At 67.6% G+C, this 19662-nt stretch carries 24 protein-coding genes and 1 pseudogene; 8 read left to right on the top strand and 17 right to left on the bottom strand.

All coding sequences use genetic code 11. The features are described from left to right. Positions 1-69: 69 nt before the first annotated feature. Positions 70-792: a cutinase family protein gene (locus tag K3U94_RS17440; RefSeq protein WP_047318873.1), complete on the bottom strand. Its 723-nt coding sequence runs from the start codon at positions 790-792 to the stop codon at positions 70-72. Positions 793-1050: 258 nt separating this feature from the next. Here K3U94_RS17440 and K3U94_RS17445 point away from each other — a divergent pair, with 258 nt between their 5' ends. Further along, a complete protein-coding gene (locus tag K3U94_RS17445) occupies positions 1051-1992 on the top strand; it encodes an esterase family protein (RefSeq protein ID WP_220694523.1) in 942 nt (313 codons plus the stop codon). A gap of 16 nt (positions 1993-2008) precedes the next feature. On the opposite strand, the gene K3U94_RS17450 is transcribed toward K3U94_RS17445, so the two are convergent. Genes K3U94_RS17450 through K3U94_RS17470 form a run of 5 tightly spaced genes read right to left on the bottom strand, consistent with a single transcriptional unit; the run spans position 2009 to position 5167 of the window. Next, entirely contained in the window at positions 2009-2164 is a 156-nt protein-coding gene (locus K3U94_RS17450) for a DUF6131 family protein (protein ID WP_167344268.1), read from the bottom strand. Then, the gene (locus tag K3U94_RS17455; protein ID WP_220694524.1) at positions 2161-2724 is read right to left on the bottom strand and encodes a hemerythrin domain-containing protein; all 564 of its coding nucleotides are present in this window, start codon (positions 2722-2724) and stop codon (positions 2161-2163) included. The genes K3U94_RS17450 and K3U94_RS17455 overlap by 4 nt, the downstream gene beginning before the upstream one ends. A gap of 48 nt (positions 2725-2772) precedes the next feature. Continuing rightward, entirely contained in the window at positions 2773-4233 is a 1461-nt protein-coding gene (locus K3U94_RS17460; protein ID WP_220694525.1) for an aminotransferase class I/II-fold pyridoxal phosphate-dependent enzyme, read from the bottom strand. Positions 4234-4250: 17 nt separating this feature from the next. Further along, positions 4251-4598 (bottom strand): hypothetical protein, encoded by a 348-nt coding sequence (locus K3U94_RS17465; RefSeq protein ID WP_230987185.1) that lies wholly within the window; start codon positions 4596-4598, stop codon positions 4251-4253. After that, positions 4598-5167 carry a type 1 glutamine amidotransferase domain-containing protein gene (locus K3U94_RS17470; RefSeq protein ID WP_220694527.1) on the bottom strand — a complete coding sequence of 190 codons (570 nt, stop codon included), beginning with the start codon at positions 5165-5167 and terminating at the stop codon, positions 4598-4600. The genes K3U94_RS17465 and K3U94_RS17470 overlap by 1 nt, the downstream gene beginning before the upstream one ends. Positions 5168-5281: 114 nt before the next feature. Between K3U94_RS17470 and K3U94_RS17475 the strand changes: the two genes are divergently transcribed. After that, positions 5282-6313, top strand: coding sequence for a hypothetical protein (locus tag K3U94_RS17475; protein ID WP_220694528.1), 1032 nt, complete (start codon positions 5282-5284; stop codon positions 6311-6313). Next, positions 6310-6591, top strand: a complete 282-nt coding sequence (locus tag K3U94_RS17480; RefSeq protein ID WP_220694529.1) for a hypothetical protein — start codon at positions 6310-6312, stop codon at positions 6589-6591. Before K3U94_RS17475 ends, K3U94_RS17480 begins: the two co-directional genes overlap by 4 nt. On the opposite strand, the gene K3U94_RS17485 is transcribed toward K3U94_RS17480, so the two are convergent. From K3U94_RS17485 to K3U94_RS24380, 5 genes and pseudogenes are all read right to left on the bottom strand, one after another. After that, positions 6588-6857, bottom strand: coding sequence for a hypothetical protein (locus K3U94_RS17485; protein WP_220694530.1), 270 nt, complete (start codon positions 6855-6857; stop codon positions 6588-6590). The genes K3U94_RS17480 and K3U94_RS17485 overlap by 4 nt on opposite strands. 1 nt (position 6858) lies before the next feature. After that, complete coding sequence (locus tag K3U94_RS17490) at positions 6859-8349, bottom strand: molybdopterin-dependent oxidoreductase (protein WP_220694531.1); 1491 nt, start codon at positions 8347-8349, stop codon at positions 6859-6861. Beyond that, positions 8346-8795: an oxidoreductase gene (locus tag K3U94_RS17495; protein WP_220694532.1), complete on the bottom strand. Its 450-nt coding sequence runs from the start codon at positions 8793-8795 to the stop codon at positions 8346-8348. The genes K3U94_RS17490 and K3U94_RS17495 overlap by 4 nt, the downstream gene beginning before the upstream one ends. A gap of 15 nt (positions 8796-8810) precedes the next feature. After that, positions 8811-9347, bottom strand: coding sequence for a DUF1360 domain-containing protein (locus K3U94_RS17500; RefSeq protein ID WP_220694533.1), 537 nt, complete (start codon positions 9345-9347; stop codon positions 8811-8813). A gap of 4 nt (positions 9348-9351) precedes the next feature. Beyond that, positions 9352-9588, bottom strand: a pseudogene (locus tag K3U94_RS24380) (hemophore-related protein); the annotation flags it as partial. A gap of 325 nt (positions 9589-9913) precedes the next feature. Between K3U94_RS24380 and K3U94_RS17510 the strand changes: the two are divergent. After that, a complete protein-coding gene (locus tag K3U94_RS17510; protein ID WP_434084877.1) occupies positions 9914-10591 on the top strand; it encodes a cutinase family protein in 678 nt (225 codons plus the stop codon). Here K3U94_RS17510 and K3U94_RS17515 read toward each other — a convergent pair. Beyond that, positions 10554-11666, bottom strand: coding sequence for an enolase C-terminal domain-like protein (locus K3U94_RS17515; protein ID WP_220694534.1), 1113 nt, complete (start codon positions 11664-11666; stop codon positions 10554-10556). The genes K3U94_RS17510 and K3U94_RS17515 overlap by 38 nt on opposite strands. Positions 11667-11710: 44 nt before the next feature. On the opposite strand from K3U94_RS17515, the gene K3U94_RS17520 reads away from it, so the two are divergent. After that, entirely contained in the window at positions 11711-13471 is a 1761-nt protein-coding gene (locus K3U94_RS17520) for a glycoside hydrolase family 15 protein (protein ID WP_220694535.1), read from the top strand. Between the two features lies 1 nt (position 13472). Here the strand turns inward: K3U94_RS17520 and K3U94_RS17525 are convergent, their stop codons facing one another. Then, positions 13473-14651 carry an alcohol dehydrogenase catalytic domain-containing protein gene (locus tag K3U94_RS17525; RefSeq protein WP_220694536.1) on the bottom strand — a complete coding sequence of 393 codons (1179 nt, stop codon included), beginning with the start codon at positions 14649-14651 and terminating at the stop codon, positions 13473-13475. A 126-nt stretch (positions 14652-14777) separates the two neighbouring features. Between K3U94_RS17525 and K3U94_RS17530 the strand changes: the two genes are divergently transcribed. Together K3U94_RS17530 and K3U94_RS17535 are read left to right on the top strand one after the other, a co-directional pair. Next, on the top strand, positions 14778-16283 hold the full coding sequence (locus K3U94_RS17530) for an FAD-dependent oxidoreductase (RefSeq protein WP_220694537.1): 1506 nt from the start codon (positions 14778-14780) through the stop codon (positions 16281-16283). A gap of 108 nt (positions 16284-16391) precedes the next feature. Next, complete coding sequence (locus K3U94_RS17535; protein WP_230987188.1) at positions 16392-16826, top strand: pyridoxamine 5'-phosphate oxidase family protein; 435 nt, start codon at positions 16392-16394, stop codon at positions 16824-16826. A gap of 7 nt (positions 16827-16833) precedes the next feature. Here K3U94_RS17535 and K3U94_RS17540 read toward each other — a convergent pair whose 3' ends face one another. The 4 genes from K3U94_RS17540 to K3U94_RS17555 form a co-directional block, all read right to left on the bottom strand. Continuing rightward, positions 16834-17622, bottom strand: coding sequence for an RNA polymerase sigma factor SigF (locus K3U94_RS17540; RefSeq protein ID WP_047318714.1), 789 nt, complete (start codon positions 17620-17622; stop codon positions 16834-16836). After that, positions 17619-18056, bottom strand: coding sequence for an ATP-binding protein (locus tag K3U94_RS17545; RefSeq protein WP_220694539.1), 438 nt, complete (start codon positions 18054-18056; stop codon positions 17619-17621). Before K3U94_RS17545 ends, K3U94_RS17540 begins: the two co-directional genes overlap by 4 nt. Before the next feature lie 247 nt (positions 18057-18303). Then, positions 18304-18615: a protein UsfY gene (usfY, locus tag K3U94_RS17550; protein ID WP_047318712.1), complete on the bottom strand. Its 312-nt coding sequence runs from the start codon at positions 18613-18615 to the stop codon at positions 18304-18306. A 180-nt stretch (positions 18616-18795) separates the two neighbouring features. Next, entirely contained in the window at positions 18796-19176 is a 381-nt protein-coding gene (locus tag K3U94_RS17555) for a hypothetical protein (protein WP_047318868.1), read from the bottom strand. A 148-nt stretch (positions 19177-19324) separates the two neighbouring features. On the opposite strand from K3U94_RS17555, the gene mbp1 reads away from it, so the two are divergent. Beyond that, positions 19325-19564 (top strand): microaggregate-binding protein 1, encoded by a 240-nt coding sequence (gene mbp1, locus K3U94_RS17560; protein ID WP_047318711.1) that lies wholly within the window; start codon positions 19325-19327, stop codon positions 19562-19564. Positions 19565-19662: the final 98 nt, after the last annotated feature.

Genomic DNA, 19662 nt, shown 5'->3' on the forward strand with positions numbered 1-19662 from the left:
TCGGGGTCGGCTACGCGGATCTGCTCGCGCCGCCATCTTCGGCGGCGATGCCTGCGGCCGGCCAGTGGGCTATCCCACGCGGCCCTGGCGCAGCTGCCGGACGGCGAAGTCGGCCCCCTGTTGGACCATCGTCACGTCGTCGCCGGCGTAGCTGTCGTGCGCCGCGAAGTTCATGCCGTCGGAGCACACCGCGTCCTCGGGCGCGCACACCTGCAGTGTCTTCGCCTGGTACAAGGGTCCGATCGCGATTGTGGGTTCGTTCAGGAAGTTCATCGCCCGCTCATTGGGCATGGCGAACAACACGACCGCGGCCACGTGATCGGCGACGTCGGGGTCCAGCGGCTTGGGCACCGTCGCCGGGTCCACCCCGTCGGGCACCTGCGCCGAGGTGACGAAACCCATGACCGCCGCGCCCTGGGAGTACCCTCCCAGCACCATCTTGGTTTTGGGACAGGTGGTCGCCCGGGAGACGACGTGAGCACCCGCGTCCCGAATGCCGTCAACACCGGTGCCCCACTGATCGGTAGCCGGATAATTGACCGCGTAGACGGCCGGGCTTGTACCCAGGCGTGCGTCCAGCGCATTGAGGAACGCTTGACCCGTTGGGCCGACGCCCGGCGGCTCGCCGGTTCCGCGCGCAAAGACCACCTCGGTATCGGGACATGGCGCAGCTCTCGCGGCGGGAACGCCGGGAGTGAGGAGCATCGCGGCACCGGCTGCCGATACCGCGATCACCAGCGGGCCAATGGAATCGAGACTGGTACGCGCGAACATGTCGGTGGAGGTGCCCACCGCGGCCCCGGCCCAAACCGCCTGCCCGAAAATTTTTATGCCGGCGGCGCTTTTGGCCAACACTCTGGACAATGGTCCGCCACTTTGTTAAGACAAGAAGGTTAGGTATCTGTCTTCAGACTGCAGGGCAGCCCTTCGCGGTAACTCACAATGCCGACGGAGGGAACCAAAGCCTCACGGGCCCTGTGTTGGTCTCTCCCCTCTCACACAGCCGGTCGACGGGCCTTGGCGTTCGGGTCTGTGCGAAAGGGGAGAACGATGGGGAACAACGCAACGCACCGGCCGCGCCGGGTCAGCGCGGTCGCAGCGGCGGCAGTGTTGCTGCCGGCATTGATCGGCCTGGGTGCATCGGCCCCGCCCGCCGGCGCCGCCGGGCCGGAATTTTTCTCTGTGCCCTCGCCGAGCATGGGCCACAACATCACCGTCGAATTCCAGGGCGGCGGCGCGCCGGCTGTCTACCTGCTGGACGGCCTACGGGCTCGTGACGACCGCAGCGGCTGGGACATCGAAACGCCGGCGTTCAACGAGTACAGCGGTTCGGGGATGTCGGTGGTGGCGCCGGTGGGTGGGCGCTCCAGCTTCTACACCGACTGGTACGGGTCGGCCAATGGGCAGACCTACAAATGGGAGACGTTTCTGACCAGTGAGCTGCCGAACTACCTCGCGGGGAAGGGCGTACGGTCCACCCGCAACGCGGTGGTGGGCGTGTCCATGTCCGGATCGTCGGCGCTGACCCTGGCGGCCTACCACCCACAGCAATTCACCTACGCCGCCTCGCTTTCAGCGCTGCTGACGCCGTCCAGCGGCAACGGTCCCACGCTGATCGGAATGGCCATGAACGACGAGGGCGGTTTCAACCCGCAGGACATGTGGGGTCCCTCGGGCAGTGCGGGATGGCAGCGTAACGACCCGACGGTGCAAGCCGGGCGCCTGGCGGGAAACGGCACCCGCTTGTGGATCTACAGCGGCAACGGCAGCCCGTCGGAGATCGGCGAGGGAAGCCTGCCCGGCCAGGTGATCGAGCAGGTCGTCATGCAAAGCAACGTCGCCTTCCGCGACGCCTACACCGGCGCGGGCGGTCACAACGCGACGTTCAACATCGACAGCAACGGCGTGCACAGCTGGGGCTACTGGAACGCCCAACTGGTGGCCATGAAGGGTGACATGCAGAACACGCTGGGCGCTGGAGGGCGAGTCTGACCCGAGCACCAAGCGATCAGTACCAGTACCGCCTGCCGCCAACTGGGCGCCCCACCGCACCCAGCAGCCAGAACACCGCGCCGACGACCAGCAGGACGATCCCGATCGCCCACAGGACGTAGACGTCGAACACCAGTCCCAGGATCAGCAGCAACACCCCGAGGCCGATCATGAGTCATACCCCAGGATCGCGTCGCGTGCCCGATCCACCATCGAGGCAAACGGCCCGACGAATGCATTGGCCAGTGCGCCCTCGACCCCGGCGTGCGGCCTGGTCGGTGCGATCGCTTCGGCGAGCCTGACTGCCCGTTCCAGCAGCTGCAGTTCGGAGTCACTGAGTTCGTCACGCAGCCGGGCAAATTCGTCGTGTTCTTCGTGCTCGGCATGTTCGAGTACATCGTCACGAAGCTCCCGCAGCTTTTCGGTGAAGAACTCCGAGTCGACGTTGACGTTCTCCAGTTCACCCAGGGCTTCCTTGGCCTGCTTCTCCTCGGCCAGCCGTGCGTCGATCATCGCGCGGCCGTTGTCGAGTTCGTGGGCAGCTCGCGGATGAACGATCTCCTCTTCGGCCGTCTCGTGAACGGCCAGCAGCCGCCGCAACCGGACGAACGACTCGTCGCGCTCGGCGCCGGCGGCCAGCAGCGTCTCGTCGAACAGGGTTTTGATCCGCTGATGCTGCGCGGTGAGGAAATCGACCACATCGGTCCGGCTGTGCAAAGTCGTCTGTGCCATGGCCATGGGCTACCCCGACCGGGACGGGGCAAAACCCGCGCCAGCCCCTCAGGCCACCACCCGGATGCGTTCCAGTGACGGGTCGGCGGCGTCGGGCAACGCCATTCCGGCCGCCAGCCCGGTGCGCAGATAGTCGATGACCGCGGAGTTGAGTCGTTCGCCGGGTACCACTGCCGGTACGCCGGGCGGGTACGGCGTGATCTGCTCGGCGGCGATCCGTCCGGCCGCCTGCGGCGCGGCGACCATCTCGGTCGAGCCAAAGAACGCGTCCCGGGGCAGTTGCACGGTCTCCAACTGCAGCTCCTGCGGCGACGGTATACGGATCTCAGGTGGTGGTTCGAAAGACGTTGCGGCATTGCGCCAACCGCGTAGTGCGTCCAGCAGCCGGTCGGCGGTGCCGGCATCATCGGCGATGGACATAGTGGCCAGAATGCGCCGGTGATCGGCCAACCCCACGTCGAGGCAGCGGTGTTCGCGCAGCCAGTCCCTGGCCTGATAACCCGAGGTACCGGTCGCCGACACGTCGACCAGCACCTGCAGCCGGTCCAGATCGTGGGAGGCCTCCCTGCCGAGCAGCGCCTGTTCGAGCACTTCGACTCCCGCGATCTCATCGATGCGCCCACGCACGTCGCGCGCCAATTTCAGTGCGGCGCCCAACAGTTCATGCCCGTGGTGCACCATCTGGCGGCGCCAGCCGTCCAGTGCTGCGTAGATCGGCACGCTGGGGCTGGTGGTCATCAACAGATCGGCGCAGGCCGTCAGTCGCTCTCGGTCGATGAGATCGCCCTGGATGTGGTAGACCGAGCCCTGCTCGAATCCCGCTCCCATCTTGTGCACGCTGACCACGCAGACGTCGGCGCCGGCGTCCATCGCCCAGGTCGGCAGATCTTGGTGGAAGGGCAGGTGCGCGCCCCATGCCTCGTCGACGATCAGCGGCTTGCCGCGCTGATGACAGATCTCGGCGATGGCAGCCAGGTCCGCGCAAGTACCGTACGGCGACGGGCTGACCACCAACGCGCCCGCGGCATCGGGGTTTTCCTCCCACGCGCCGGCAACCCGTTCCGGCGACGGCGGGTGGCATAGATGCCGCTCAGCGTCCCAGCGCGGGGCGATCCAGCGTGGCTGGATACCGGAGAAGATCAGCCCACCCACCACGGACTTGTGGCTGTCGCGGGGCAGCAGCAGCCCACCGTCAGCGCCGCCGGCCACCGCCATCATCGCGGCGCGGACGGAAAGCGAACTGCCGCAGGTGGAAAAGAATGCCGTCGAGGCACCGACCGCGTCGGCCATCAATTGCTCGGCGTCGGTCAGGAACTCGCCGCGTGCTTCCCAGTCATCCAAACCGCCGCGGGCGAGCACGTCGGCGCGGAACAGGTCGGCGCCCAGCACGTCGAGCACTGGCTTGTCGGCGCCGCGGCCCCGACGATGGCCGGGCGGGCTGAACCCGTACCGGCCCTTGCGGTGGTAATCGGCCAGGGCTTCCAGCACGGGTGCTCGGCGCTGATCCATCGACGAGCCGCCGTCATCTAACGCCGAAAGACGATGAGCAGTGCCAGCAGATCGAGTGCCAGCAGCACCCAACCTGCCACCGGCACCAGGAAGCCACGTCGCCGCCCCGCGGTGAAGAACGACGCCAGGATGGTGAGCGCGGAGACGGCCGGTGCGCCGTAGTACAGCAGGCCGAAGACCACCCCGCTGGGACCCATGTCGGGGCACTCGGTGGTGCTGCAGGCGGCGGTGCTCATCACCGCGCCCATCGCGAAGATCATCACCAGCGCAGCCCCTGCGGCCGTCAACAGGGCGGCGGCCCAGTTGACCCAGAGCCGGGCGCGGCGGTTGTCGGTCTCGACCGGTACCGGCATCGGCTCGCCCATCACAGCGTCGCCCCGCGAGCCGCGAACTCCTCGACCACCGCGTCGCAGAAAGCGGGCAGGTCGTCGGGTTTACGGCTGGACAGCAGGATTGACGGCCCACAGTCGCAGCGCACCAACTCCTCATCGACCCAATCACCGCCCGTATTGACGATGTCGGTGCGCAGGCTCGGCCATGACGTAATCCGCCGGCCGGCAACGACTCCGGCCTCGACAAGCGTCCACGGGCCATGGCAGATGACAGCGACCGGTTTGCCCACGTCGAAGAATTCCCGCACGAACGACACTGCCCGCTCATCGGTGCGCAACTGGTCGGGGTTGGCCACCCCGCCCGGCAGGACCAGCGCGTCGAAGTCATCCGCCGAGGCATCGCTGACCTGCCGGTCCACGTCGAATTTGTCGGCGCGATCCAGATGGTTGAAGGCCTGAACCGGACCGGCGGTTGTGGACACCAACACCGGCCGCGCGCCGGCCTCGGCTACCGCGCGCCACGGTTCGGTCAGCTCGACCTGTTCGGCACCCTCTGGCGCCACCAGAAACGCGACCCGTCGTCCTGCCAGCGATCCGGACATGACCTCTCCTTTGCGTGCTGCGGACAGCTCCCCCAACACCGATCCGCATACCCGGCTGCCCGGCCGCACAAACGAAGCGGTGTAGTAGGGCAATTGCGGGGGTATCCCGTCGCAATGGATTGGCGGGCCGGGCTCGGAGCGACAGCCGTCGGCATGTTCGCGTGCGCCGGCTGCTCGCCGCCGATCTCACAGAGCACACCGGCGGCCGTCTCGGTTCAGGTGTCGACACCGCTGCACGCCCCGGTGTTCTCCTATGCCACCGGAGCGCTGCTCGCGCTGACCGATGATGGGCGGCTGGCGGCGGTCGATCACCCCGACAACCCCGACACGGTGGCGACCCGGTTGTCGGCGCCACTGGACGCCGGACGCAACGTGCAGATCAGCCGCGCCGATGATCGGACGGTGTTCGTCCCTCAGCCGGCGCGCAACCGGGTAGCGGCGGTCGAATTGACCGGCCTGCGTCAGGTCGGCGACATCGACGCCGGTCCGGCTCCGGCCTACCTGTCCGAAGACTCGGGAATGCGGGTGCTGCTCGCGCTGTCCGCGGACGGGTCGACGGTCACCCCGGTCGAGGAGTTCGGCCTACGGAAACTGCCAGCCGCTCAGGTATTTGCGGGCGCCACCGGGGTGATCGACGGCGCCAACCGGGGCCGCGCGATCGAATACCACGTCTACGGGTCGGACGGAATCTCTTATTACAAGGGGGCATCGTCGCCGCCGGAGCAACGCGGCCACTACGACGCCGTGGTGATCGCGGCAGCCGGCGACGGCACCGCGGCGAGCCGGGTCTATCTGACCGACGCGAGCGGCGACACCCTGTACGCCGTCGAGACCGCCCGCGGCGGGCACGGTTTGCAGATGGTCGGTCGCTCGTCGATCTCCTCGCCGATCCGCTATCTCGGCTCAGACGACACCCGGGTTTACGCCGCCACCAACGCACGCGTGACCGTCTTTGAGTCGGCGACGTTCACCGGCTATCCCCACGCCAGCATTCCGGTGCTGCGCGACATTGACTACCGGGCCGGTCTACCGTCCGGACCGGCCCGGTCCGCCCCACTGTCCGGCATGGCGATCGGCCCCGACCGGATATATCTGACCCTTGTCGGCCAGCCGGTCTTGGTCAGCGTCGCCAAACCGCCGCTATGAGAATCAGCATCGACGACGACGTCGCGGTGCTCACCGAGGTGCGCGCGCTGCGTGAACTGGCGCGGCGCAACGAAGTCGACGACGAACAGACCTACGACTTGAGCATCCGGTGGGGCACCGCGCTGGCCGGACGGCTACGCCGGCTGGTCTATTACCACGACCGTGGCCTGCTCGACGACGACGCCGAGCGCCGCTTCACCGCGGTCTGCGACGAGCTGCGTGGCGTGACCGACCTGGCAGCGCGGTTCGATCTCGCCCGCCCGCAACTTCCCGGCTAGTTGGCCAGAAATTCCTTGTACCGCAGCCGGATCGCGGTTCGCGACTGCGGGCAGCAGGTATTGCGACAGGTCAGTGCGACGAGGTAGGCGTCGTCGTCCTCATCGAGAAACAGGAAGCCCAGGTACAGCGCCTGCCCTACCGCGAAATCGGCTCCACCACATGCCGCACAGTAACCGCCGCGCACCGTGACCAGTTCCGACACCCGATCGCGGGCGACCTGGCTCAACTCGATCAGTTCCGGACGCGCACCGGCGATTGCGGTCACGTCAGATCTCCCCGTCCATGCCGTAGTAGACGTTGTCCTCACGCCAGCCACCGCGTCCCTTCCCGATGTGGGTGTAGTCGTCGATGAACTCGATCTGGTTGATCCATTTGGCCATTTTGAAACCCACCTGTGTCTCCGCCCGAAGCCGCAGGGGCGCCCCGTGCTTGATCGGCAGCGGCTGGCCATTCATCGCGTAGGCCAACAGCATCTGCGGCTTGTGCGCCAGCTCCAGATCGAACACCTCGTAGAACTGCCCCCCACCGTGCGCGCTCGGCTCGTCGGTGCTGTTGTCCTGCATGCTCATAAAGCAGATGTAGCGGGCCGGCGGCAACGGCCGCACCAGGTCCACCAGGGCTCCCAGCGGAAGCCCGGTCCACTCGCCGATGGACGACCAGCCCTGAACGCAGTTGTGCAGCACCCGCTGGGTCTGCGGCTCGGCGAGGTCGCGCAGCCCCGCCAGGTCCAGGGTCACCGGGTGTTCCACCAGACCACCGACCCGCAGGCGCCAGTCGACGAAGTCGTGCACCGCCATCACCTTGTAGTACTCGGCGGTCGGCGGTTTGCCGTTGACGCGGTGCTGCGGCGACAGCATCTTCACCGGATAATCCTGCCGAGAGTCCAACCGCCGCAGCAGGGTTCGACGCGGCACACTGATCACCGCCCCGAGCACCCGACGCACCGATGACGGGCTGCGCTGGCTCCACCGGGTCGCCGCGATGTGGACCGCGACGATCACCGCGATGATGAGCAATGACAGCACAGTCGCCCAGTAGACGTGGCGGACCGACCCGAAGATCATCAAAGCCGTCAGCCGGCCCCAGCCCCAGAAGAACACCATCGCCAGGTGGATCACGATGAACACCGCGAACGCGATCAGCCCCAGGAAATGCAGGCTCCGGGCAACTTGGCGCCCGCCGAACAGCCGCACGTAGCGGGGGAACTGGGCCTCGATCGCCGGCGACTGCGCGGCGCCGGTGAGGATCTGAAACGGCGCCAACACAAAGATCACCCCGGCGTAGGTCAGCTTCTGGATGGCATCCAGCGGTTCGCCCGGCAGCAGCGACGGCAGATTGAAGCTCAGGTAGGTGACGATGTCGTCCCACGCCTCGCCGAAGATCGACCACGAATACGGCCAGTACCGGTGCCACTGGCCGGTTGCGAACAGCAAGACGTAGTAAGACAGACCCACCAGAATCCAGCCGATGACCGCAGCGAAATGCCAATGCCGGCCGATGCCGAGCTGCGCGTGACCCGGCAGTGCGATCAACGGGTGATAGTCCTGTTCCTCATCCAAGGTGTCGTAGAGCTTGTCGGTCGGCATCACCTTGCCGGTGAACCGGGCCCACTCCGTTCCCGGCGCACTGTCGTCGTGCCAGTAGAGCTTCGGATGGGTGGACAGGATCTCGATGCCGCTACGCAGCAGCAGCGTCAGGAATAAGACGTTGAGCCAGTGGTCGATCCGTAGCCACGCGGGATAGTCGAGCACCATCACTCATACCAGCCCCTGCGCTGTCCGAACGCCACATTGACCCCGGACAAGACCGTCAGATACAGCCCGAGGAAGGCGGCCGCGCAGGCCAGCGCGAGGCTTCCCGGAGCCAGATCCCATCGTCCGGTCAGCGCCGGCAAACCGGGCAGGTCCACCAGCCGGCCGATCGGATAGCCGATCACAACAGCGGTGCAGATGACGCCGCCGGCCATCCATCCCCCGGCCGGCACAATATGGTCGACGTCGATCCAGGTGGTGCCGGCGGCGACGACGCAGCCGATGATCACCGCTACGCAGTACACCGCGAAATATTCCGGCGGGTCCGTCGCGGTGGCCAGTACGTAGCCGTGCGTGGCCGCCAGCCCCAGCAGCGCGGCGTCGGCGGCCAGCGTCACCGTCCGCGGCAGGTTGAAGGCGATGCTCCTCGTTGGCGGTTCGTGCCTTCGCACCAGGAATCTCCGTCGTCACTGCTGGGTCATCTGCTGGGCCTTCGCGTAGGCCAGTTGCAGGAAATCAGCCCCGGCCAGCGCGGTGAACGTACCCGCAACCAGCCGGGTCAGCCGCGGAGCGAGCACCAGCCCCGCGGTGAACGCGGTGACCACCCACATGTCCAGGCAGAACGGGCACGTCAGCAGCTCCCCCACGCTGTGCCGCAGCGCGCTGGAGTGCCGGGTCTCCTCCATCACCTCGGCAGGGCCGCCGGTGCCCGCATAATGGGCAAACGGCGCCCGCAGCGGGCTGGTCACCGCATCCTTGGCCAGCGTTCGGGACAGTTTGTGGGTCCCCAGCGTCACCGTCAGCAGGTCTGCGGCCAACCAGCCCTGCGGTAAGCGGCGGCCGGTGGCCGCGGCGGCCACGGTTACCGCCGCGACCAGCCCGCCGTAGACCAGCAGCACCATCACGTATCCCCCCAGCGGACGCGGGTTGTCGCCGCGATACGCGTCGGCTTCCCGCTTGGCCGCGTCGGCGATGGTGCTGCCGGTCCCGGTCGATTGCGCCATCGCTCTAGTACTTGTGACAAGTCTTGGCGATGGGTCCGACCAGATTGACGTACTGCGCCGCCTCCGGCACCGCCTGGGCCTGCTCGAGCATCTGCTCACGCTGCGGCGCCGGTGCGGCCAGGAAGTTCTGCAAGAACGACTGCGCCATGGGTGTCGCGTTGAATTGTGCTGCGGCGTCCGGTGATTGCGCATTCATTGCCGCCACCACCTGGGAATAGCTGCATGTCGTGTTCACCGCGGGGTGCTGCGACCATTGGGTTGGCTGACCCGGTTGACCCGGTTGAGCCGGCTGGCCCGGCTGAGCGGGCTGGCCCGGTTGAGCCGGCTGGCCGGGTTGAGTCGGCTGGCCCGGCTGAGACGGCTCGGCGTTCGCCAGTCCGGTGCCCGCCGCCAACGCCAGCGCCATGCCGCCGACAGCGGCAAGCCTGGTCAAAGACGTTGTAATCATTGGTTTCTCCCCTTCAACTCATGTTCCGTCGACGACGGCACCGAACTAGGCTTGCCGTTTTCTCCGGAGCTAAACCACGGTTTGCACACTGTTTACAGTGGGTATCGGACCAAGTGCTGTGATTACTCGAGTCCTCACCGTGGTGGGCCTGTCGGGCTGCACGCTGCTGTGCTCACCCGCCGGCGGCGACGCGGCCGGCACCGGCTGCCCCGATATCCAGGTGGTGTTCGCGAGGGGCACTGGCGAAGCCCCCGGTGTCGGATGGATCGGCCAACAGTTCATCGACGCACTACGGTGGCGCACTTGGGGTCGCAACGTGGACGTCTATCCGGTCGACTTTCCGGCAGTAGCCGAATTCGGTCCGTCCGCCGCCGGTATCACCGACGCAGCCGGCCACATCCGCGATATGGCGGCTGGTTGCCCGAGCACCCAAATGGTCCTCGGTGGATACTCCCGGGGCGCGGCCCTGATCGGATACGTCACCGAACCGACCGCCGGCGGCGGACTGGGCGCCCCACTACCGCCCGAGGCGGCCGGCCACGTCGCCGCCGTGGCGCTGCTGGGAAAGCCGTCGGCGGCGTTCCTGAACTCCATCGGGGCGCCGCCCGTGGAGATCGGGCCGGGCTACGCCGCCAAGACGATCGACCTGTGCGCGCCCGGTGATCCGGTCTGCTCGGCCGGCGGCGACGGTGCCGCGCATGCGGCCTATGCGGCAAACGGCATGACAGCGCAGGCGGCGGACTTCGCCGTCGAACACCTCAGAACACCCGAAAGCGTTCCAGGTCCGCCGCTTTGACGGTCAAGCCATGCCCCGGCACGCCCCGGTCCGGACGCAGCACTCCGCCCGGCTCGGGGTGAAGAACGCCGTCGAAGGCCATCCGCTCGATCCGCACATGGTCGTGGAAATACTCCAGATGTCGCAGGTGCCACAGCGCGGTACCGACGTGCGCACTGATCTGCGGCGCGCAGTGCAACGACAGGTCCAGGCCGCGGGCGTCACACAGTGCGCCCACCTTGAGCACTCCGGTGACACCCAAGCAGCGCGTGACATCGGCCTGCGGACAGTCAACAGCGCCGGCATCGAGCATCCGCTGGAAATAGGGCAAGTCGTATCCGTATTCACCCGCGGCGATATCCATGCCCGCCGGCCCGCGGTCGCGCAGCAGTCGCAAGCCTTCGAGGTCGTCGGAGCTGACCGGTTCCTCGAACCAGCCGACCTGTTGCTCGGCGAAGCGCTGCGCCCAGTCCAGTGCCTGCTTGCGTCGGTAGGCGCCGTTGGCGTCGACGAACAACTCGGTGGCAGCGCCGATCGCGCAGCGGGCCGCCGCCACGCGTGCGGCGTCGACGGCAGGGTCGCGGCCGACCTTCATCTTGACCCGGCCGATGCCCTCTTCGACCCACACGGCCAGCTGGCGACAGAGCGTGTCGTTGTCGTAGGAGGTGAAACCGCCACTGCCATAGATCGGGGTGGCCTCGTGCACGGCACCGAGCGCCACCGTCAACGGCTCGTCGAGCAGCCGGGCCCGCAGATCCCACAGCGCGATGTCGACCGCGGCGATCGCCTCGGCCACCAGTCCGGGGCGGCCCAGGTTGCGCACCGCGTGCACCATGTCAGCCCAGCGAGCCGGTGGCGACAGCGCATCGGCGCCGGTGATGACCCCGGCCAGCTGGTCGCACACCACCGTCGCCGCGGCGCTGCCGGCGTAGGTGTAGCCGGTGCCGGTCTGTCCTGCGGCGCGCACCGACACCAGCACCAGCGTGGTCGAATGCCACACCAGTGTGCCGTCGGATTCTTCGGCGTCGGTGGGAATCGTGTAGGCCGCAATCCCGATCGAGTCGATCGGCACCGCAACACCACGAGGCTGGCTCATAGGTCGGTGACTACCCTCGTCCGGCGCAGGGTATGCACCCGATCATGAACACCGGCCCGTCGCTGTCAGAACGCTATCCGCCGCAGGTGCTGCGCCAGTATGCATTGATCGCCGACGGTGAGCGCGGGATCGTGGTCGGGCCGCGCGGCGACTTCTGCTGGATGTGCTTGCCCCGCTGGGACAGTCCGGCGGTCTTGAGCTCGCTGCTCGGCGGCTCGGGAGTCTATGCCGTTACCCCGGAGCTGCGCTACGTATGGGGTGGCCGGTACGAGGAGCGGTCACTGATCTGGCGTTCCCGCTGGGTCACCACCGACGGAATCGTGGAGTGCCGCGAGGCGCTGGCCTTCCCCGGCGACACCCACACCGCGGTCGTGCTACGCCGCATCCGGGCACTCGACCGACCGATGCGGATGCAGGTCGCGCTCGACGTTCGCGCCGACTTCGGCGCGGACGCCATGTCGGCACTGTCCTGCGACGGCGGGGTCTGGACCGGTCGATCGGGACCGCACCGGTTCCGGTGGACCGGCGCTGCCACGGCCCGCTGCGCCGACGACGGGTCGCTGCGGATGGTGCTCGATGTCGCACCGGGGCGTGACCACGACCTGGTGCTGGAGTTGTCCGACCGCGAACTGCCGGCGCAGCCGGCCGACGCGGCGCAGGCCTGGGCCGCCACCGAAAGCGCCTGGAACCAAGCCGTTCCGGAAGTCACCGGCACGCTGGCCGACGTGGACGCACAACAGTCCTACGCGGTACTGCGCGGCCTCACCAGCACCGGCGGCGGGATGGTCGCGGCGGCGACCATGTCACTGCCGGAGCGCGCCAAGGAGGGGCGCAACTACGACTATCGCTACTGCTGGATTCGCGACCAGTGTTACACCGGACAGGCGATCGCCGCCGCCGGCCCGCATCCACTGCTTGATGACGCCGTCCGGTTCGTCACCGAGCGGGTCCTGGCCGACGGGCCCGACCTGCGACCGGCCTACTGCGTCGACGCCACGACGCCGCCGTCCGAACACGACCTGCCGCTGCCCGGCTATCCCGGCGCGTCGGCCAGAACCGGAAACTGGGTGGGCCGGCAGTTCCAACTCGACATCTTCGGGGAGGCGCTGCTGCTGCTGGCCGCCGCCGCCCGGCTCGACCGGATAGACAGCACCCATTGGGGGGCAGTTCACACCCTGGTCGACGCGATCGAAAAGCGTTGCGCCGAACCAGATGCCGGTATCTGGGAACTCGACAACCAACGCTGGGCCCATTCCCGGCTGATGTGCGCGGCCGGGCTGCGCCGAATCGCCGGCGCGGCATCCCTGGCCGAAGGCGCCCACTGGCAACAACTGGCCGACAAGCTGGTCAGCGGTACCAGCGCCGGCTGTCTGCACCGGGACGGCAGGTGGCAACGCGCACCCGGCGACGCGGGGATCGACGCGGCTCTGCTGCTGCCCGGCCTGCGGGGAGCCGTCCCGGCCGATGATGCCCGCACGCTGGCCACCCTGGCCGCCGTGCGCCGAGACCTCACCCAAGACGGCTTCGTCTACCGCTACCGGCCCGACCAGCGCGGGCTCGGCTCGGCCGAGGGGGCGTTTCTGTTGTGCAACTTCGTCATGGCGCTCTCCGATCACCAGCAGGGCAATGACCTTGCGGCGCTGCAGTGGTTTGAGCGGGGCCGCACCGCATGCGGTCCGCCGGGCCTGCTCGCCGAGGAATACGACGTGCGCCAACGTCAGTTGCGCGGCAACCTGCCGCAGGCGTTCGCGCACGCACTGCTGTTCGAGGCCGCGCACCTATTGGCAGGCCCCCACCCGGATTGAGTTACGGCTTGAGCGTGATCTTCACCGCGCCGTCGCGCTTCTCCTGAAACATCTCATAGGCCTCTGGCGCCTGCTCCAAGGGCAGTTCGTGGCTGGCGAAGGTGTCGACGCCCAGTGGGTCGTCGTCGGTGAGCAGCGGCATGAGCGTGTCGACGCGTGGTTTGACGTTGGCCTGCCCCATCCGCAGGGTGATCTGCTTGTCGAACAAGGTGAACATCGGCAGCGGGTCGAGTTTGCCACCGTAGACGCCGACGATCGACACGGTGCCGCCGCGGCGCACGATGTCGATCGCGGCGTACAGCGCGGCGAGCCGGTCGATGCCGGCCTTGCTGATCAACGGTGCGGCCACGGCATCGGGCAGCAGCGAGCTGAACTGCTGCACGGCCTTGGCACCGACGGAGCCGTGTGCCTCCATGCCGACAGCATCGATCACCGCATCGGTCCCCCGGCCGTCGGTGCGGTCACGAATCACCTCACCGAGGTCGGATACCTGAGTGAGGTCGACGATTTCGATCCCGCGCCGAGCCAGCCGGCCCAGCCGCTCGGGCACCAGATCCACGCCGATCACCCGGGCGCCCTGATGGGTGGCGATCCGTGCCGCCATGTCACCGATCGGCCCAAGCCCCAGCACCGTCACCGACCCGCCGTCGGGTATCGCGGCATAGTCGACCGCCTGCATCGCGGTCGGCAACACGTCGGACAGATACACGAACCGCGAATCCGGCGGGCCCTCAGGAACTTTGATGTGGGTGTATTGCGCCTGCGGCACTCGCAGGTACTGCGCCTGCGCACCCGGAACCTGGCCGTAGAGCTTCGAGTAGCCGAACAGCGCAGCGCCGGTGTCCTGCTCACGCACCCGGGTGGTGTCGCACTGCGTCGGCAGACCGCGGCGGCACATGCAGCAGTGCCCGCAGGCGATCTGGAACGGGATGACCACCCGGTCACCGGGCTCGAGATTGCTGACCGCGGCACCGACCTCGGCCACGATGCCGATCGGCTCGTGCCCCAGGATGTCGCCGGGATCCATGAACGCGCCGAGCACCTCGTAGAGATGCAGATCGGATCCACAGATGTTGGTAGTCGTCACTTCGATGACGGCATCGGTCGGCTTCTCGATCACCGGGTCGGGGACGGTGTCGACCTGAACTTTGCGCTTGCCCTGCCATGTGACTGCCCGCATCGGGTCGCCTCCGTCGTGTCTTGAGAACATCGCCCGGCTACCCGCCCGTGGCGCAGCGCAAACGCGTTGGCCGCACCGGCGAGTCCCGGCACGTTTCACGGTCGCCCCGCGGGGTACTGATCGACCATGACGTCGTTGTGGCTCGCCGACCGGATCGCAACATCACCGGCTTCGGGCACCGCCGAAGACCTGCCCGGCCTCGCCGACGTGGTGGTGGCGGGCGCCGGTATCACCGGGCTGATGACCGCGGTGTTGCTGGCCCGGGCCGGCCGCCAGGTGCTGGTGCTGGAAGCCCGCACGGTGGGGTCCTGCGCGACCGGCAACACCACCGCCAAGATCAGCCTGCTGCAGGGCACCCAGCTGTCGACGATCTCGGCGAAGCAGGGCAAGGGCCTGGCCGCTGCTTACCTGGACGGCAACCGCGCCGGACAGGACTGGCTGCTGTCGTTCTGCGCCGATGCCGGGGTGCCGGTCCAGCGCGAGGATGCTTACAGCTTCGCCCAGTCCGAGCGTGGGGTGGCCGCGGCGCGCGCCGAGTTCGAGGCCTGCCGCGCACTGGGCCTGCCGGCAACGTGGGCGGCGCACGCCGAGGTGCCGTTCGCCTACCACGGCGGCGTCCGGCTGGGCGAGCAGGCACAGTTCGACCCGATGCCGTTTCTCGACGCGCTGCGCGCCGAGCTGCTCGCCAGTGGCGGACAACTGGTGGAACACACACGGTTGCAGCGTGTTTCCAGCAACCGTCGCGGCCTTCTCCTGACAGTCAACGCTCCGCGCGGGAATGCCGAGCTCCAGGCCACCCAACTGGTGCTGGCCACCGGAATCCCGGTCCTGGACCGCGGCGGATACTTCGCCCGCCTCAAGCCCAGCCGGTCGTACTGCATGGCATTCGACGTGCCCGGCGAGATCACCCGACCGATGATGATCTCCACCGACTCGCCGACGCGGTCACTGCGCTACGCCCCGGTCGACGACTCGCAGCTGTTGCTCGTCGGCGGGGCCGGGCACACCGTCGGCCGCGAAAAGCACCCCATCGATGCACTGGCCGAACTCGAGTCGTGGACGGTCAGGCATTACCCCGGCGCCATCCGCACCCACCTGTGGTCGGCGCAGGACTACGCGCCCGTCGACGAGCTCCCCTATGTCGGTCCCATTCTCCCCGAGAACGACACCATCTACGTGGCAACGGGTTTCAACAAATGGGGTATGACCAATGGGGCGGCGGCCGCGCTCGCGTTGTCGGGCCGGCTGCTCGGTGAACGGCCGCGGTGGGACCCGGCGTTCGCCAGTTGGAGCACCCGCGAGCTGCGCGGACTGTCGACGGCCGTGGCAGCCAACCTTGCGGTCGGCGTCAACCTGGCGAAGGGCTGGATCACTCCGGCGGCTCACATCGGCCAGCAATGCCTGGGCACCGATGCCGGCGTGGTCAGCGGACCCCCGTGGCACCTGCAGGCCCAGTGTCGCGTGGACGGTGTCGAACACCGCCTCTCCCCGGTCTGCCCCCACCTGGGTGGCGTTGTCACCTGGAACGACGCCGACCGCGCCTGGGAGTGCCCACTGCACGGTTCGCGTTTCGCCCCCGACGGCACTCTGCTGGAAGGCCCGGCCACCCGCGGCCTGACCGCCGGCAGCTGAGCAGCCGCGGACGTCGTTTATCGCGCGCCGGGGCGGGTAATCGACCGCTGGGCGGTGAAAGACGGCTGCGAAGCGACGGGGTGAGCGGTGTGCATCATCGACCATGACATGCGCCAGATCGTTGAGAGCGCGAAGCTGGCGTTCGTGGCCACGGTCTGTGCGGACGGTTCGCCGAACCTGTCACCGAAGGAGTCGCTGCTGGTCTACGGCGACGAGCACCTGGCGTTCATGCATATGGCGTCGCCGACGACGGTGGCCGATCTGCGCCGAGACCCGCGCATCGAGGTCAACGTGGTGGACTTCCTCAAACGGCGCGGCTATCGCTTCAAGGGCACCGCGCAGTTGCGCCAGCCCGGGGACGAGGTCTACGAGTGGCTGCGCCAATGGGTCATCGACACCCACGGACCGCGGTTTCCGTGTCGCGAAGCCGTACTGATCCGGGTCGAACGCGCGCTGCCGATCGCCGCACCTGCCTACATGTTTGGCGACGCTCACGAAGCCGAACTGAGCCGGTTGTGGTCGGGCATCTACGGGCTGCAATGAGCGGGGGCTACTGCAGCTGGTCGCGCAGCTTCGCCAACGATTTGGCCAGCAGGCGCGACACGTGCATCTGCGAGATGCCCACCCGCTCGGCGATCTGCGTCTGGGTCATCGACTCGAAGAACCGCAGCACCAATACGGTGCGTTCTCGCTCCGGAAGAGCTTCCAGCAAGGGCCGCAACGCCTCTCGGTCCTCGATCCGGTCCATCCGGGCGTCGACCTCACCGAGGGTGTCCGCGATCGAGCGGACGTCGTCCTCATCCGAGCTGCCGCCGCCGTCGATCGACAGCGTGTTGTAGGAGCTGCCCGCCACCAGTCCTTCGACCACCTCGTCGCGGCTCAACTCCAGCTCGGCCGCAAGCTCGGAGGCGGTCGGCGCCCGCCCCAGTCGTTGCGACAGTTCCGCGGTGGCCACCCCGAGCCGAAGGTGCAGCTCCTTGAGCCGCCGCGGTACTTTGACCGACCAGCTGTTGTCGCGAAAATGGCGGCGAACTTCGCCCATGATCGTCGGAACCGCGAACGAGACGAAGTCGGAGCCGGTTTCGACGTCGAAGCGCGTTACCGCGTTGACCAGACCCACCCGTGCTACCTGGACCAGGTCGTCCCGCAACTCCCCGCGGCCCTCGAACCGGCGAGCGATGTGGTCCGCCAACGGCAGACACCGCTCCACGATCTTGTCTTTGCGGTTGCGGAAGTCGGGCGAGTCGGCGTCGTATTCGGCGAGCTCACGAAACATGTCGCCGACGTCGGCGTACTCGGATCCGGACTGTGAGCCGCTGCCGGCGGCACGCGGAGTCACCGCTCGGAATCCGCCCGGCGGGTTGTCAGCGTTACCCCGAATACCTCACCCACGCCGTCGGTTTCGTGCCCATCCCTGAATGTCTGGACGTCGTCGACCAGCGAAGTGAGCACGTGCCAGCTGAAGCTTCCCGGAGTCAGCACACCCGCCCCGTCACCGGCTGCCGACGCCTGAATCGTCACGTGGTCGTCGTGCGGGTCGATGACCACCGTCAGCATCGCGCCGGGCGCGGCGCTACGGATCAGCTGGGTACACAGCTCATCGATCGCCAGCCGCAGATCAGCAACGGTGTCGACATCGAGATCCTCGTAGGTAGCGATCGCACCGACCAACATGCGTACCACCGCCAGACTTTCCAGTCTGGGCGTAACCCGCAGTTCGACGGCCCGTTCACTGCACGACGGCTGAGCCCGGTCACTGTGAATGTCGGTCATGAGGCCTCCCGGCGAAATCGGACCGAGACTACTGCTGCGTGTCAATCGACTGCTCACCACCCTCGCCTGCAGCCACCCTCGGGCGTTCCACCTTCAGCCGAGACCGTCAACATCGCACGCCGGCTGCCCGGAGATCAGTCATGGGAAGTCTGTACCCGATCGCCGGGCAACTCAATCATCGAATTCGGCAGGTGAGCGTAGAGCGGCCCGGCCGGAACACCGGCCGGGCCGACTTGACCCCCTCGGGTTAACTCGTGGAGACCTGCTGATGCATCTCTGCGTGCGCCAGGTGCCACTGATGATTCACCTTGCTGATCCGGCGGTGCTCGAGCAGCAGCCACACCGTGCCCAACGCGGCGGCGAGCACCGCGACAACCGCGACCTCCACGCCTTGACGGTCGTTTCCGGTCCCGAATGCGGCGAGGCTGCCGATTCCGGCCACCATTCCCACCACCAGCAGGGAGTAGCCCGGCCAGCCCATGACGTCGATCATGGCGCGGCCCGCATGGGGCCGGGTCGTCCGGACATGGTCTACCGGGTCATGAAACGTGTCTCCCATTGCGTTCCTCCTCCTGAACACTCCTGAACTCTGATCTCAGAAGTCGCCCCCGGAAGTCGACCGATATGAGGTGAACCCGTCCGCGACCCGCAACTATCGTATGACGATACGTTGAGCGCGGCGCCTGGTTTACAGGATGTTCACAGTCATGCAACAGCGATGTCGAGGCCGGCGCCGCGGTCAGCCAATACCCATGATCGGCACCCCGCTCACCAGTAAGACGACCAGCATCAACGTCATCAAGAACCATCCGGCGCCCTGCCAGCCCCACCAGGTGCCGCGGGCGCGCCACACTCGGTAGGTGCGCATAAACGCCCGCAATCCACCGGCGGCCAGAATCACCGGGCCTCCGGCGGCCAACACTGCTCGGTAGGGCCTTCCACATCCCGCGGTGGCCGACTGCGGGTCGCATGAGCCCACCCACAACACCGCGATCACGACAAACGCCAACGCGACAGCGGCGATCGTCCCGGCGAATCGAGCGGCCGCTCGAACCTCACGGTCCTCCTGGCCCAGCCGATCGCCACCGGGAGCAGAGCGTGACGGTGTGGGCGGTTCCACATATTCCACCGTCCGCGCTGATCAGCTCTGCGTCAAGGCGATTCATCGTTTGGGGCAACGTTTGGGCGCGCGGAACCCCGGGAAGCCTTGCCATTGTGGCGGACCTCGACACCCGCGTGGGTCTGTCGCAGTCACGAAGGGAGGACTTATGTCGGACGACAAGAAGAGCGCCACCGAAGACGGCGTCCGCGGCGCCGTCGAGGGCGTCAAAGGCAAGGCCAAGGAAGCGTTGGGGGCCGTGACCGGCAACGACGAGATGGCTCGTGAGGGCCGGGCCCAGCAGGACAAGGGCGAAGCGCAGCGCGACGCCGCCAAACACCAAGCCGAGGCCGAATCGGCCCGAGCGGGTGCGAAGGCAGCCGAGGCGCGCGAACAGTCGCACCAGTAGCCCGAGGGGAGGGCAGGCCCGGTCCGCCTGGCGGGCCGGGCCTGTCGCTACGGACCGGGGTTATTTCCTGGGTGCAACGGGTAGTAAACGCCTTGAGG

This window comes from Mycolicibacter heraklionensis, from assembly GCF_019645815.1.
Classification (GTDB): Bacteria; Actinomycetota; Actinomycetes; order Mycobacteriales; family Mycobacteriaceae; genus Mycobacterium; species Mycobacterium heraklionense.

Bases quoted from the DNA above. Each gene is read 5' to 3' on its own strand.
- K3U94_RS17445 (WP_220694523.1), top strand. From the start codon at position 1,051: ATGGGGAACAACGCAACGCACCGGCCGCGCCGGGTCAGCGCGGTCGCA.
- K3U94_RS17450 (WP_167344268.1), bottom strand. From the start codon at position 2,164: ATGATCGGCCTCGGGGTGTTGCTGCTGATCCTGGGACTGGTGTTCGAC.
- K3U94_RS17455 (WP_220694524.1), bottom strand. From the start codon at position 2,724: ATGGCACAGACGACTTTGCACAGCCGGACCGATGTGGTCGATTTCCTC.
- K3U94_RS17460 (WP_220694525.1), bottom strand. From the start codon at position 4,233: ATGGATCAGCGCCGAGCACCCGTGCTGGAAGCCCTGGCCGATTACCAC.
- K3U94_RS17465 (WP_230987185.1), bottom strand. From the start codon at position 4,598: ATGGGCGAGCCGATGCCGGTACCGGTCGAGACCGACAACCGCCGCGCC.
- K3U94_RS17470 (WP_220694527.1), bottom strand. From the start codon at position 5,167: ATGTCCGGATCGCTGGCAGGACGACGGGTCGCGTTTCTGGTGGCGCCA.
- K3U94_RS17475 (WP_220694528.1), top strand. From the start codon at position 5,282: ATGGATTGGCGGGCCGGGCTCGGAGCGACAGCCGTCGGCATGTTCGCG.
- K3U94_RS17480 (WP_220694529.1), top strand. From the start codon at position 6,310: ATGAGAATCAGCATCGACGACGACGTCGCGGTGCTCACCGAGGTGCGC.
- K3U94_RS17500 (WP_220694533.1), bottom strand. From the start codon at position 9,347: ATGGCGCAATCGACCGGGACCGGCAGCACCATCGCCGACGCGGCCAAG.
- K3U94_RS17515 (WP_220694534.1), bottom strand. From the start codon at position 11,666: ATGAGCCAGCCTCGTGGTGTTGCGGTGCCGATCGACTCGATCGGGATT.
- K3U94_RS17520 (WP_220694535.1), top strand. From the start codon at position 11,711: ATGAACACCGGCCCGTCGCTGTCAGAACGCTATCCGCCGCAGGTGCTG.
- K3U94_RS17525 (WP_220694536.1), bottom strand. From the start codon at position 14,651: ATGCGGGCAGTCACATGGCAGGGCAAGCGCAAAGTTCAGGTCGACACC.
- K3U94_RS17530 (WP_220694537.1), top strand. From the start codon at position 14,778: ATGACGTCGTTGTGGCTCGCCGACCGGATCGCAACATCACCGGCTTCG.
- K3U94_RS17535 (WP_230987188.1), top strand. From the start codon at position 16,392: ATGCGCCAGATCGTTGAGAGCGCGAAGCTGGCGTTCGTGGCCACGGTC.
- K3U94_RS17545 (WP_220694539.1), bottom strand. From the start codon at position 18,056: ATGACCGACATTCACAGTGACCGGGCTCAGCCGTCGTGCAGTGAACGG.
- usfY (WP_047318712.1), bottom strand. From the start codon at position 18,615: ATGGGAGACACGTTTCATGACCCGGTAGACCATGTCCGGACGACCCGG.
- mbp1 (WP_047318711.1), top strand. From the start codon at position 19,325: ATGTCGGACGACAAGAAGAGCGCCACCGAAGACGGCGTCCGCGGCGCC.